Origin of the sequence: Agromyces flavus (assembly GCF_900104685.1) — a bacterium.
Classification (GTDB): domain Bacteria; phylum Actinomycetota; class Actinomycetes; order Actinomycetales; family Microbacteriaceae; genus Agromyces; species Agromyces flavus.
This window is the reverse complement of sequence record NZ_LT629755.1, coordinates 2,358,534-2,371,967: the sequence shown is the minus strand read 5'-3', so window position 1 is coordinate 2,371,967 and position 13,434 is coordinate 2,358,534. Positions and strand designations below refer to the sequence as shown.

Genomic DNA, 13,434 nt, shown 5'->3' with positions numbered 1-13,434 from the left:
GGTCATGCCCGCGCGCGATCCCGTCGTGCGAGCAGGAACGTGAACGCGAGCGCGGCGAGCGCCGTGGCGCAGAGCAGCAGCAGGCCGATCGTGTAGCTGTGCGTCTCGGCGTTGTACGTCGCACCCATGACGAGCGGCGGGAAGAAGCCGCCGAGTCCGCCGGCCGCGCCGACGATCCCGGTGACCGTGCCGACGCGCTCGGCGGGCGCACGCTGGGCGACCCACGTGAACACCGCACCCGTACCGAGGCCGAGGAAGACGGCCATGAGCACGAACGAGGAGCCCGCGAGCAGCTCGGGCGGCGGCTTGAGCGCGATGACGACGGCCATCACGGCCGCACCCGCGAGGGAGATGCCGAGCACCTTCGCCGGGCCGATCCGGTCGGACAGCCAGCCGCCGACGGGGCGTGAGATGACGGCAGCGATCGCGAAGCCGGCCGTGCGGGCGCCCGCGTCGGCGAGGTCGAAGCCGTACACCTCCTTGAGGTACGTCGGGAGGTACGTCGAGAACGCCACGAATCCGCCGAAGGTCACGGCGTACAGGAAGGCCATCTGCCACGTCACCGCGAGCTTCGATGCGGCCACGAGCTTCGGCATCACCCGGTCGGTGTTCGGCTTCCAGGTCGGGGCGTCGCGCATGAACACCCAGACGGTGGCCGCGACGACCAGGAGGGCGACCGCGATGATGAGGTGCGTCGCCGTGTAGCCGAACCACGCCACCATCCGTGGGGTGAAGAACGACGAGAGTGCCGTGCCGCCCATGCCGGCGCCGAACAGGCCGGTCGCGAAGCCGCGCTTCGATGGCTCGTACCAGGCGTTCACGAAGGGGATGCCGACGGCGAACGTGGTGCCCGCGATACCGAGCAGGAACCCGAACGCGATGAGCAGCGGGTACGAGCCGATCTGGCCGGCGTACATGACGAGCAGCACGGGCACGGCCGACACCGCGGTGAGGATCGTGAACATGGTCCGGCCGCCGAACCGGTCGGTGAGCGCGCCCGTGAGGATTCGGCCGAGTGAGCCGACCAGCACCGGCGTCGCGATGAGCACCGAGGTCTGCGCGGCATCCAGCCCCAGCCCGTCGGCGTAGCGCACGGCGAGCGGGGCGATGAGGTTCCACGCCCAGAACGTGATCGCGAAGGCGAGCAGCGCGAGTCCGAGGTTGAGTCCCCGGCCGGGGAGCGCCGTGATCTCGGAGGTCGGCTTCGCGGAGGCCTCGGTCATCTCGTTCCCCTTCCGGTGCGGTCCGGCGTTCGGGCGGGCCGACGGTCGCCGGCCCGGTCGGGCGTGCCGACGGGCGCCCACCCGCGCCGGCGGATGCCGGAGCCGGGCGCGGGCCGCGCGTCGCGCGAGCGGTACACGATGTACGGGCGGAACAGGTAGTGGATCGGGGCGGTGAACGCGTGCACGAGGCGCGTGAAGGGCCAGATCGCGAAGAGCAGCATGCCGATCAGCGTGTGGAGCTGGAAGGCGAGCGAGGCCTCCGACATCGCCGCGATGTCGGGCTGGAAGACGAAGAGCGAGCGGAACCACGGCGAGACGGTCTCGCGGTAGGTCACCTCCTCGTGCGGCCCGAACACGCTGATCACCGTGGTCGCGAGGCCTGCGACGATCGCCGCCACGAGCACCACGTACATCGTCTTGTCGTTCCTGGTCGTCGCCATGAACACCGGCCCGGTCGTGCGGCGCCGGTAGATCAGGATGACGACGCCCACGAGCGTCGCGATGCCGGCGACGGTGCCGAGCCCGAGCGCGGTCACGTGGTACAGGTCCTCGGAGACGCCGACCGCGTCGGTCCACGACTTCGGGATGACGAGCCCGATGACGTGACCGATGATCACGACGAGGATGCCGAAGTGGAACAGCGGGGAGCCGATGCGCAGCAGCCGCGACTCGTAGAGCTGCGACGAGCGGGTCGTCCAGCCGAACTGGTCGTACCGGTACCGCCAGATGAGGCCGCCGATGAGAATCGCGACCATGACGTACGGCAGCACGCCCCACAGCAGCACGCTCATGCGCGTCCTCCGGCCGTCGACAGCGGCAGCAGCCGCGGATCGTACGGTTCGAGCCCGACGGATTCGGTCGGCGGTCCGGCCGAGGCCATCGCCATGGCGTGCTGCCGGTCGGCGGGCGAACGGCCGGGCAATGTCGCGCACACCGCCGCGACCACGCCCGCGTACGGCGACTCGCGTTCCGCGAGCGCGAGTCGGATCAGCTCGAGGCTCGCCCGGTACTCCTGCAGCAGGGCCGCGCCGGCCTCCGGGCGGTGGCGCGCGAACTCCAGCACGAGCGGCAGGTGGTCGGGCAGCTCGCGCGAGCCGGATGCCTCGAGCTCGAGGCCCGCGTTGCGATACCGCTGGCGGAAGTCGACGAGCACCATGCCGCGACGGCGCGTGTCCCCGTCCGTCCAGTACGACAGGTAGAGCGCGTGGCGCTTCGACAGGTCGAACACGTCGACGTAGGTGCGCTGAACGTCGGCCGCGGGTGTGGTCGCCCACCAGTCGAGCAGCGGTGCGAAGGATGGCGCGGCCGCCGGCGCCGACTCCTCCAGCGCGCGGCGGACCAGGCCCGCGGTCCCGAGCACCGTCTCGTCGGGATAGCTCAGGCAGATCGAGGCTGCCTGGTACACGACGGGCCGGTTCACGGCTCCTCCAGCTCTCGGGCGACGTCGTCGGCCGACGGGCGTTCGGCACGTTCGGGGAACAGCCCCGGCGGCGCACCCTGCCCATCCCAGTTGAGCAGGTTCACGCGGCCGCGGAGGGTCTCGTCGCCGGCGGCTCGATCGGAGGTCTGCCGTTCGCGCAGGGCTTGGAACGTCTCGACCGCCACGGGCGCCGGTCGACCGCTCGCCTCGCCGAAGGGCCCGGATCCCAGCTCGTAGGGGCCGCCGTCGAAGTCGAGCGAGCAGCCGAGCTCCTCGAGCTCGTGTGCGCGCTCGTAGTGCGCGGTCGGGATGACGTACCGCTCGTCGTACTTCGCGATCGCCAGCAGCCGGTACATCTCGTAGACGGTTGCGCCGTCCATGCCGACGGCCTGCGCGATCGACTCGTTGGTCGGCCGGCTCAGCGCGATGTCTCGCAGGTACGCCCGCATGGCGGCGAGCTTGCGCAGCACGCCCGTGACGAGGTCGGTGTCGCCCGCGGTGAAGAGCTCGGCGAGGTACTCGACGGGGATCCGGAGCGCCTCGATCGCGCCGAACAGCGTGCCGGCCGACTCGGCGTCGTGGCCCTGGTCGCGCAGCAGGTCGACGATGGGCGAGAGCGGCGGGATGTACCAGACCATCGGCATCGTGCGGTATTCCGGGTGCAGCGGCAGCGCGACCCGGTACTTCTTCGCGAGCGCGTACACCGGCGACCGCCGGGCGGCGTCCATCCAGTCGTCGGCGATGCCCTGCTCGCGCGCCGCGGCGATGACGTCGGGATCGTCGGGATCGAGCATGAGGTCGAGCTGCGCCTCGTACAGGTCCTTCTCGTCGGGCGTCGAGGCGGCTTCGGTCACGCGGTCGGCGTCGTAGAGGAAGAGCCCGAGGTAGCGCAGGCGGCCGACGCACGTCTCCGAGCACACGGTCGGGATGCCGACCTCGAGGCGCGGGTAGCACAGCGTGCACTTCTCGGCCTTGCCCGTCTTGTGGTTGAAGTAGATCTTCTTGTACGGGCATCCGGTGATGCACTGGCGCCAGCCGCGGCAACGGTCCTGGTCGACGAGGACGATGCCGTCCTCCTCGCGCTTGTAGATCGCGCCCGACGGGCAGGACGCCATGCACGACGGGTTGAGGCAGTGCTCGCAGATGCGCGGCAGGTAGAACATGAACGTCTGCTCGAACTGGAACGTGATCGCGTCCTCGGATTCGCGCCGCACCTTCTCGACCACGGGGTCGAGGTGGCCGAGCTCGCTGGTGCCGCCGAGGTCGTCGTCCCAGTTCGCCGACCACGTGATCTTCGTGTCCTCGCCGGTGATGAGCGACTTCGGGCGCGCGACGGGGAAGTCGTCGCCGAGGGGTGCGTCGATGAGCGTCTCGTAGTCGTAGGTCCACGGCTCGTAGTAGTCCTCGAGCTTGGGCTGCACGGGTGAGGAGAAGATCGTGAGCAGGCGCTTGAGCCGGCTGCCGGTGCGCAGCTTCATCCGGCCGCGTGAGTTCAGGGCCCAGCCGCCGCGCCAGGTCTGCTGGTCCTCGTACCGGCGCGGGTACCCCTGCCCGGGTCGCGTCTCGACGTTGTTGAACCAGACGTACTCGGTGCCGGCGCGGTTGGTCCACGCCTGCTTGCACGTGACCGAGCACGTGTGGCATCCGATGCACTTGTCGAGGTTCATGACCATGCCCATCTGGGCCATCACGCGCATGAACGGCTCACCTCCTCAGTACGTCACTTCTTGGCTGCGGCGGCGGATCGTCGCCACCATGTCGCGCTGGTTGCCGGTCGGGCCGAGGTAGTTGAACGTGTACGACAGCTGCGCGTACCCGCCGATGAGATGCGACGGCTTCACGAGCAGCCGGGTCACCGAGTTGTGGATGCCGCCGCGTCGGCCGGTCGCCTCCGACTTGGGCACGTCGATCGTGCGCTCCTGCGCGTGGTGCACGTACACGACGCCCTCGGGCATGCGGTGCGAGACGATCGCGCGCGCGACGAGCACGCCGTTCGAGTTCACGCACTCGACCCAGTCGTTGTCGGCGGCGCCGATGGCCGCCGCGTCCGACGGGCACATCCAGACCGTGGGCCCGCCGCGCGAGAGCGAGAGCATGAAGAGGTTGTCCTGGTACTCGGAGTGGATCGACCACTTCGAGTGCGGCGTGAGGTAGCGGACGACGACCTGCTGCCGCCCGTCGGGGCCCAGCCGCGGTTCGCCGAACAGCCGGTGCATGTCGAGCGGCGGGCGGTAGATCGGCATGGTCTCGCCGAGGTCGCGCATCCAGTCGTGGTCGAGGTAGAAGTGCATGCGGCCGGTGAGCGTGTGGAACGGCTTCAGCCGCTCGATGTTCACGGTGAACGGCGCGTAGCGGCGGCCGCCCGTCTCGGAGCCCGACCACTCGGGGCTCGTGATGACCGGCACGGGCGCGGCCTGCGTCATCGCGAACGTGATGCGCTTCTCCTCCGACCCCTCGGCGAGGTCGGCGAGGGGCTTGCCGACGCGTTTCTCGAGGGTCTTGAAGCCCTGCACCGCGAGCTCCCCGTTCGTCGTGCCCGAGAACGACAGGATCGCCTCGGCGAGCTTCACGTCGGTGTCGATCGCCGGTCGGCCGGCCGCCGGGCCGTCGGGCAGCACGCCGTGCGCCTTCGCGAGCCGCTCGACCTCGTGGCTCACGTCGTACGTGACGTTCTTGATCGTGAAGCCGAGGGTGTCGGCGAGCGGGCCGACGGTCGCGAGCTTGTCGGCGATCGCGGTGTAGTCGCGTTCGACGATCGCGTAGACGGGCATCGTCCTGCCGGGGGTCGGTGGGATGTCGCCGCGCGCCCAGTCGCGAACGGCGCCGCCGGGTTGCGCGGTCTCGCCGGGGGTGTCGTGCTGCATCGGCACCGCGACGAGGTCCTTGCGCGTGCCGAGGTGCGCCTGCGCCATCCGCGACAGGTCCCGGGCGATCGCGTGGAACAGGTCGAAGTCGCTCTTCGCCTCCCACGGCGGGTCGATGGCGGGCGTGAACGCGTGCACGAACGGGTGCATGTCGGTCGACGAGAGGTCGTGCTTCTCGTACCAGGTCGCGGCGGGGAACACTACGTCCGAGAGCAGGGTGGTCGAGGTCATCCGGAAGTCGGCCGAGACGAGCAGGTCGAGCTTGCCCTCGGGGATCTCGTCGCGCCACGCGATCTCGCGCGGGCGGACGGACGCCTCGTCGGAGGCCATCACGTTGCTGTGCGTGCCCAGCAGGTGCTTGAGGAAGTACTCGTTGCCCTTCGCCGACGAGCCCATGAGGTTCGAGCGCCACAGCGTGAGGATGCGCGGCCAACTCGCGGGTGCGTCGATGTCGGAGATCGCGGTCTTGAGCGTTCCGTCTCCGAGCGAGCGGGCGACGAAGGATGCCGCGTCCGCGGCGCTTCCCTCGGCGACGGCCGCCACCGCATGGTCGGCGACCTCGAGCGGGTTGCGGTCGAACTGTGGGTAGAACGGCATCCACCCGAGCCGCGCCGACTGCGCGATCGTGTCGGCCGTGTGCATGCCGTCGAGGTTTCCCTCGGCGAGCGGCGACGCGAGCGCGTCGGCCGAGTAGCCGTCGAAGCGCCACTGGTCGGTGTGCATGTACCAGTAGGACGTGCCGGTCATCGTGCGCGGCGGGCGCGACCAGTCGAGCGCATTCGCGAGCGAGAGCCATCCGGTGATCGGGCGGCATTTCTCCTGGCCGACGTAGTGCGCCCAGCCCCCGCCGTTGCGGCCCATCGAGCCCGTGAGGATGAGCAGCGACAGGATGGCGCGATACGTCGCATCGCCGTGGAACCACTGGCAGATACCCGCGCCCATGATGATCATCGAGCGCCCGCCCGAGTCGATCGCGTTCTGCGTGAACTCGCGCGCGATGCGGATGCACGCCTCGGCGGGCACGCCGGTGATCTCCTCCTGCCACGCCGGCGTGTACGGCGTCGCGCGATCGTCGTAGTCCGTCGGCCACTCGCCGGGGAGCCCGATGCGTGCGACGCCGTACTGCGCCAACAGCAGGTCGAACACGGTGGTGACCAGTCGGCCGCCGATGCGCGTGGCCGGGACCCCGCGGCGGAGTACGGCCCCCGAACCATCCGGTGCGTCGAACCGGGGGAGCAGCACCTCGGCGTCCTCGGCGTCGACCTTCGCGTCGCGCACCGACAGGGCGGGCAGCGTCTCGCCGAGGTCGAGGTTCCAGCGGCCGACGCCGGAGTCCGCGTAGCGGAAGCCCATCGACCCGTTCGGGACGACCGGCTCGCCCGTGGCCGCGTCGAGCACGATCGTCTTCCACGCCTCCTCGTCGGCCGTGCCGCCGAGGTCGGCCGAGGTCAGGAACTTGCCCGGCACGAGACCGCCGTCGGCGTGCTCGACGAGCGTGATGAGATGCGGCAGGTCGGTGTAGGTGCGCGCGAAGTCGACGAAGAACGGCACGCGCCGGTCGACGTAGTGCTCCTTCAGCAGCACGTGGCCCATCGCCATCGCGAGCGCCGCATCGGTGCCGGCCTGGCACGGCAGCCACTCGTCGGCGAACTTCGTGTTGTCGGCGTAGTCGGGGCTGACGGTGACGACCTTGGTGCCGCGGTAACGGACCTCGGCCATCCAGTGCGCATCCGGCGTGCGCGTGACCGGCACGTTCGAGCCCCACATCATGAGGTACGTGGCATCCCACCAGTCGCCCGACTCGGGCACGTCGGTCTGGTCGCCGAACACCTGCGGGCTGGCAACCGGAAGGTCGGCATACCAGTCGTAGAAGCTCGTCATGACGCCGCCGATGAGCTGCGTGAACCGGGTGCCCACGCAGTGCGACACCATCGACATCGCGGGGATGGGCGAGAAGCCTGCGCACCGGTCGGGGCCGTACGCCTTGATCGTGTGCACGTAGCCGGCGGCCACCAGTTCGACCGCCTCGGCCCAGCTCGCGCGCATCAGTCCGCCCTTGCCCCGCGCCTGCTGGTAGCGGCGTCGGGTCTCGGGGTTCGTGCTGATCTCGCCGAACGCGAGCACCGGATCACCCAGGCGCGCCTTCGCCTCGCGGTAGGCCTCGAGGAGGACGCCGCGGATGTACGGATAGCGGACGCGCGTCGGCGAGTAGGTGTACCAGGAGAACGCGGCCCCGCGGGGGCATCCGCGGGGCTCGTACTCGGGTCGGTCGGGGCCGACGCTCGGGTAGTCGGTCTGCTGCGCCTCCCAGGTGATGATGCCGTCCTTGACGTACACCTTCCACGAGCACGAGCCCGTGCAGTTCACCCCGTGGGTCGACCGAACGACCTTGTCGTGACTCCATCGGTCGCGGTAGAACGCATCGCCCTTGCGGCCGCCCTCGAGGAAGACCGCACGGTGATCGGCGGTCTCATCGCGCCTCGTGAAGAAGCGTCCGATCTCGAGCAGGGCGTCGGACGCGGGACCATCAACTCCGGTGTTGGAGGCCATGCCCCGGACCATAGCGCAGGCGGCGCGCGGCGCACCAGAGGACCTCGGTCCCCCTTCTGCCGACCGGGACAGGGCGCCGGGGCAGAATGGCCGCATGGATGTCACCGCCCCCGCCGCGCTCACCGAGATGCCGTCGCCGCAGTTCGTCATGGTGGGCGACGGCCTGCGGATCGCGACCTACCTGTGGGAGGCCGAGGCACCGGATGCGCCGACCGCGCTGTGCGTGCACGGCTTCGCGTCGAGCTGCCGCGACAACTGGGTGAGCACCGGGTGGGTGCGCGACCTGACGCGCGCCGGGTATCGGGTGCTCGGCGTCGACCAGCGCGGCCACGGCCTCAGCGAGAAGCCGCACCTCGCGACCGACTACAGCATGGACGCGTTCGTGGGCGACCTCGTCACGGTCCTCGACACGTACCTGTGCGACGAGGTGCACTACGTCGGCTACTCGCTCGGCGCGCGCGTCGGTTGGCAGGTCGCGGTGCAGGTGCCCGATCACGTCGAGCGGGCGGTGCTCGGCGGCATCCCCGACGGCCGGCCGCTCGGTCGCGTGCGGATCGACCAGGCCCGCGCCTACGCCGAACAGGGCACCCCCGTCGAGGACCCGGTGACCCTGGACTACATCAAGCTGGGCGAGCGGGTGGCCGGCAACGACCTGCGTGCGCTCGTCGCGCTCGCCGAGGGCATGCGCTTCGGCGATGCCGACCCCGACCCGAGCGACCCGCCGCTCCAGCCGGTCCTCTTCGCGACCGGCACGGAGGACCCGATCATCGAGCGCTCGCGTCGCCTGGCGGAATCCGCCCCCAATGGGACCTTCGTCGAGATCCCGGGTCGGCACCACTTCAACGCGCCCGGGTCGCGCGCGTTCCGGCAGTCGGCGCTCGAGTTCCTCGGGCAGGCGGGCTGACGACGCGCGGTCAGGATGCCGGCGGTTCCTGGCCGCTCGCCTGGCTCGACTCGGCCTTCGGCGGCGCCAGGAACAGGTTCGCGAGGTACCCCGTGAACGTGCCGAAGATGGCCACGCCCAGCACGATCATGAGCGTGCCGGCGAATCGACCCGCGTTGGTGACGGGGTACTGGTCGCCGTAGCCGACCGTCGAGATCGTGACGATGGTGTACCACAGGGCGTCCGAGGCCGTCGTGATGTTCGCGCCCTCTGCGTCCTGCTCGATGTACAGGATGGTGAGGCTCCCGAACTGCAGGACGAACACGCCCATGAGCAGCAGCGCGTACAACGCGCTCCCGGCCCGGTCCCTCACCAGCGTGCGCCAGACCATGCCCGGTCCGATCTCGCGCATCAGGCGGATGACGCGGACGATCCGGAAGAGTCGCAGCACCTTGAACTGCGGGAACGGCAGGCTCGCGAGGAGGTCCGCCCATCCGTAGTGCCGGAAGAAGTAGGCGCCGCGGTGGGGCGCCGTCACGAGCCGATACGTGAAGTCGGCCAGGAAGACGGCACTGAACAGGGCGTTCATGACCACGAGCACGGTGGCCAGCGACCCATCGTCGCCGAGGGCGAATAGCAGGACGAGGTTGACGATCGACAGCACGGACAGCGCGCCGATGAAGATCTCGTAGCCCGTGCCCTTCAGTTCGGAGCGAACCTTCGCCATGCGTGGATTCTGGCACAGGGCATTCGCGCGCCCTCGCCGCCTAGGCCGCCGCGTTCAGGATCGCCATCATGCGGCGGGCGATCGTGCGGTCGAGGTCGTCGGGCACGGGCTGCGGCCCTGCGGTGAGCTCGACCGCGCGCGTCGCGACGCGCTCGAGCGAGAGCGACTGCAGCAGGAAGCCGAGGTCCATCGACTCGAGCGAGTTGCCCTTCGGCTCGGTGCCCGCGAGGTTGAACATGCGGCCCTCGGCCAGGAGCACCACGTGCCGCCCGTTCGGCAGGTCGAAGCGGTCGATCGCGTCGACGACACGTGTACGGGCGACCGCGTTCGCCCGGAGCGCGGGCACGTCGATCTCCCAGGGGACGTGCCCGATGTTGCCCACGATCGCGCCGTCGTGCATGCGCTCGATGAGGTCGAAGCCGAGCACGTCGGGCCGGCCGGTCGCGGTGATGAAGACGTCGCCCCACTCGGCGAAGTCGTCACCCGTGCCGACCCGGAAGCCGTCGAGGGTCGCCTCGAACGCCTTGAGCTCGTCGACGTCGACGACCGCGACCTTGCCGCCGAGCGCGCGCAGGTAGTGCGCGACGCCGCGGCCGCACCATCCGTACCCGAAGACCACGAAGCGGCGCCCGGTCACCATCGCGTTCGTGAGGCGCATGAAGCTCTCGACCGCGGACTGCCCGACGGCGTGCTTGTTCTCGCCGATGGCCTTGAGGAGGCTGTCGTTGATCACGATGACCGGGAACGGCACGCGCCCGTGTAGCTCGCCGCGCAGCCGATCGCCGCCGCTCGTGGTCTCCTCGGTGCCGCCGATGATCCGGTCGCCGAGACCGCGAGCGACGATGCCGGCGGCGAGGTCGCCGCCATTGTCGAGCAGGATGTCGGGATCCGCGTCGAGCACCGTGGCGACGTTGCGCTCGTGTTGTTCGAGCGGATCGGATCGCCGCCCGACGATCGTGATGCCGGGCAGCGTGTTGAGGTACGCGACCACGTCGTCCTGCGTGGACCCGAAGTTGCCGGTGCCCACGAGCTCGGCGCCGCCGGCCGCGAGGGTCTCGACGAGCACGGCCGTCTTCGGCTCGACGTGCAGCGACATCCCGATGCGGCGCCCGTCGAAGGGCCGGCTGGCAGCGAACTCGCGGCGCACGTCCGCGAGCAGCCCCATGCGGGAGCGGATCCAGTCGACGCGCGCGGCGCCGGTGCTGATGAGGTCGGCGTGGGTCATCCGTGCACTCTAGCGAGGGGCGAAACTCAGCGAGCAGCCGTCGACGCGCGTTCGACGAGCGTGGCGCGCAGCTCGGGCGCGACCGTCGGCGCCGGGCGACCCTCGACCGCGCTGAGGGCGAGCTCGGCGAAGAAGCGGCCGAGGCCCGCCGTGTCGACGTGGATCGTCGACAGTGCCGGCTCGAACATCGCGGCGAGCGGGGTGTCGTCATGACCGATCACCGAGAGGTCGCCGGGGATCGCGAGTCCCATCCGCAGGGCCGCGCCGACGAGGGCGCCGGCGACGTCGTCGTTGTACGCGGCGATGGCGGTCACGCCGCGGTCACGCCATTCGGCGAGTTCGGTGCCCGCCGAGGCATCCGTCAGCTCGATGTCGGCGGTGGGGAGCGAGCCGAGCCCGAGTGCCGCGGCGGTCTGATCGGCCGCCCGCCGGCGCAGCCGCACGAGATCGGCGACGCGCGGGTCTGCCGAGCCGGCGAAGGCGATCTCGCGGTGACCCAGGTCGTGCAGGTGCCGCACCTGCAGCACGGGCCCTTCCTCGCTCCATTCCTCGGCGGTCGGGTGCTCGGGGTCGGGGATGATGCGGGTCACGCCGGCAGAGCGGATGGACTCGGGCCGACCCGTCGCCCAGGGCGTCATGGACATGACGAGGTCGGGCTCGAGCGTCTCCCAGAGCGGGCGCGCCTGTCCGGTCGGGTGCGGGGTGTACGTGATGAGGGCGTACCCGGCTTCGTCGAGCGCGAGCGAGGCCTCCTCGATGTTGCGTCGCAGGTTGAAGTCGAGCGGCCAGTCGGGCAGCACGAGCAGCACGATGTGCGTCCGCCCGCTCGCGAGCGCGCGGGCGGCGATGTGCGGGCGGTAGCCGAGGCGCTTGGCCTCGTCGAGCACGCGGACGCGAGTGGCCTCCGAGATGGTCTGGCCGGGTGTGTCGTTGAGCACGAAGCCGACCGTCGCTCGCGAGATGCCGAGCGAGCGGGCGATGTCGGAGGCCGTCACTCGTCGCGTGGTCGTCGGCTGCGGCATCCGCTCACCCTTTCTCACGGCGCTACTTGCGCGCGCTAGTTACTCAATGTAGCATCGCTGCCATCCGCTAGCACGCGCTAGTACCATCGAGCCGAGCGGATGCCCCAGCACAGCCCGCATTCATACGACAACGGAGTCCCATGAACCCCACCGACCGCGACGACGAGCCGATCGTCACCCCGGTGCCGTCCCCGCTGCCCACCGCGACCGTCGACCCCGAGGTGATCGCCGAAGCCCACGACGCACCCGTTCCCGACCTGCCCAAGGTGAACGCCCGCTACATCTGGTTCATGGTCCTGGCGCAGTTCGGCGTCTTCATGGCCTTCATCACCCCGCTCGCCATCTCGCTGTCGATCCGGCTCAACGAGCTCGCCCCCGGCCGCGAGGAGGTGCTCGGCTACATCACGGGAGCCGGTGCGCTCTTCGTCATGCTCACCGCGCCGTTCATGGGCGTCTGGAGCGACCGCACCCGGACGGCCATCGGCCGCCGCCGCCCGTTCATGATCGGCGGCATGGTGGTCGGCGTGATCTCGCTCGTGGTGATGGCGCTCGCGCCGAACGTGTTCGTGCTCGGCCTCGGCTGGGTGCTCGCGCAGTGGGGCTGGGGCACGGTGCTCGGCAACCTGCAGAACTCGACGGCCGACCGGCTGCCCGAGGAACAGCGCGGCAAGGTCGCCGGGCTCACCGGCTTCGCCACGCAGGTCGCGCCCGTCTTCGGTGTCATCCTCACCGTCGGCTTCACCGGCGACGCGCTGCTGTTGTTCCTCATCCCCGGCGCCGTCGGCGTCGTGCTCGTCACGCTCTTCGTCACGCTCGTGCACGAGGACGACAGCCGCGGGCTGCCGAAGGACGCGCTGACCGTCGGGGGCCTGCTGCGCAAGTACGTCTACGACCCGCGCCGCTACCCCGACTTCTCGTGGAACTGGCTGGGCCGCTTCCTCTTCTACTTCGGCCTCACGCTCAACACCACGTTCACGGCCTTCTTCTTCGCGAACCGCCTCGGCGTCGACGTCACCGAGGTCGCGGGCATCATCGCCACCCTCGGCGGCGTCGGCGTGCTCGCCGTGACCGCGGGCGCGCTCGGCGGCGGGTTCCTCTCCGACCGGTTCCGTCGCCGCAAGGTCTTCGTCGTCGCGGGCGGTGCGCTCATGGCGGCCGGAATGGTGACCATGGCGCTGTCGTCCGACCTGCCGCTGCTCATCGCTGGGTCGCTCATCGTCTCGACGGGGATCGGAATGTTCTCTGCCGTCGACCAGGCGCTGCTGCTCGACGTGCTCCCCGAGAAGGCCACCGACGCAGGCAGGTTCATGGGCATCACCGGCTTCGCCACCTCGATCCCACAGTCCGCGGGTCCGCTCGTCGCCTCCGCGATCCTGCTCGTCGGGGTCACGGGCGGCGACAAGAACTACTCGCTCCTCTTCATCGTCGCCGCGGCGCTCGTGCTCGCCGGCGGCCTCGTCATCCTGCGCATCCGCTCGGTGCGCTGAGCCGGCCGCGCCCTCCGACATCCGAACCCCACC

Annotated in this window: 10 protein-coding genes; 2 read left to right on the top strand and 8 right to left on the bottom strand. The window is 70.3% G+C overall.

The annotated features are described in order from the left end of the window. Positions 1-2 precede the first annotated feature (2 nt). From BLT99_RS11235 to BLT99_RS11215, 5 genes are read right to left on the bottom strand one after another with little or no spacing between them, the layout of a single operon-like run. A complete protein-coding gene (locus BLT99_RS11235; RefSeq protein WP_092672355.1) occupies positions 3-1,223 on the bottom strand; it encodes a nitrate/nitrite transporter in 1,221 nt (406 codons plus the stop codon). Beyond that, complete coding sequence (gene narI / locus BLT99_RS11230) at positions 1,220-2,014, bottom strand: respiratory nitrate reductase subunit gamma (protein WP_092672352.1); 795 nt, start codon at positions 2,012-2,014, stop codon at positions 1,220-1,222. The genes BLT99_RS11235 and narI overlap by 4 nt, the downstream gene beginning before the upstream one ends. Beyond that, positions 2,011-2,643, bottom strand: coding sequence for a nitrate reductase molybdenum cofactor assembly chaperone (gene narJ / locus BLT99_RS11225; RefSeq protein ID WP_092672349.1), 633 nt, complete (start codon positions 2,641-2,643; stop codon positions 2,011-2,013). Before narJ ends, narI begins: the two co-directional genes overlap by 4 nt. Then, positions 2,640-4,340, bottom strand: coding sequence for a nitrate reductase subunit beta (gene narH / locus BLT99_RS11220; protein ID WP_092672346.1), 1,701 nt, complete (start codon positions 4,338-4,340; stop codon positions 2,640-2,642). The genes narJ and narH overlap by 4 nt, the downstream gene beginning before the upstream one ends. A gap of 15 nt (positions 4,341-4,355) precedes the next feature. After that, complete coding sequence (locus BLT99_RS11215) at positions 4,356-8,057, bottom strand: nitrate reductase subunit alpha (RefSeq protein WP_092676156.1); 3,702 nt, start codon at positions 8,055-8,057, stop codon at positions 4,356-4,358. 94 nt (positions 8,058-8,151) lie between these two features. Between BLT99_RS11215 and BLT99_RS11210 the strand changes: the two genes are divergently transcribed. Further along, positions 8,152-8,961 carry an alpha/beta fold hydrolase gene (locus BLT99_RS11210; protein WP_092672343.1) on the top strand — a complete coding sequence of 270 codons (810 nt, stop codon included), beginning with the start codon at positions 8,152-8,154 and terminating at the stop codon, positions 8,959-8,961. A 10-nt stretch (positions 8,962-8,971) separates the two neighbouring features. Here the strand turns inward: BLT99_RS11210 and BLT99_RS11205 are convergent, their stop codons facing one another. Genes BLT99_RS11205 through BLT99_RS11195 form a run of 3 tightly spaced genes read right to left on the bottom strand, consistent with a single transcriptional unit; the run spans position 8,972 to position 11,914 of the window. Beyond that, positions 8,972-9,667, bottom strand: coding sequence for an ion transporter (locus tag BLT99_RS11205; protein WP_092672340.1), 696 nt, complete (start codon positions 9,665-9,667; stop codon positions 8,972-8,974). 40 nt (positions 9,668-9,707) lie between these two features. After that, on the bottom strand, positions 9,708-10,892 hold the full coding sequence (locus BLT99_RS11200; protein WP_092672337.1) for an adenosylhomocysteinase: 1,185 nt from the start codon (positions 10,890-10,892) through the stop codon (positions 9,708-9,710). A 26-nt stretch (positions 10,893-10,918) separates the two neighbouring features. After that, positions 10,919-11,914 carry a LacI family DNA-binding transcriptional regulator gene (locus tag BLT99_RS11195; RefSeq protein ID WP_172802972.1) on the bottom strand — a complete coding sequence of 332 codons (996 nt, stop codon included), beginning with the start codon at positions 11,912-11,914 and terminating at the stop codon, positions 10,919-10,921. 140 nt (positions 11,915-12,054) lie between these two features. Between BLT99_RS11195 and BLT99_RS11190 the strand changes: the two genes are divergently transcribed. Beyond that, positions 12,055-13,401, top strand: coding sequence for an MFS transporter (locus BLT99_RS11190; RefSeq protein WP_092672334.1), 1,347 nt, complete (start codon positions 12,055-12,057; stop codon positions 13,399-13,401). The last annotated feature ends 33 nt before the right edge of the window (positions 13,402-13,434 follow it).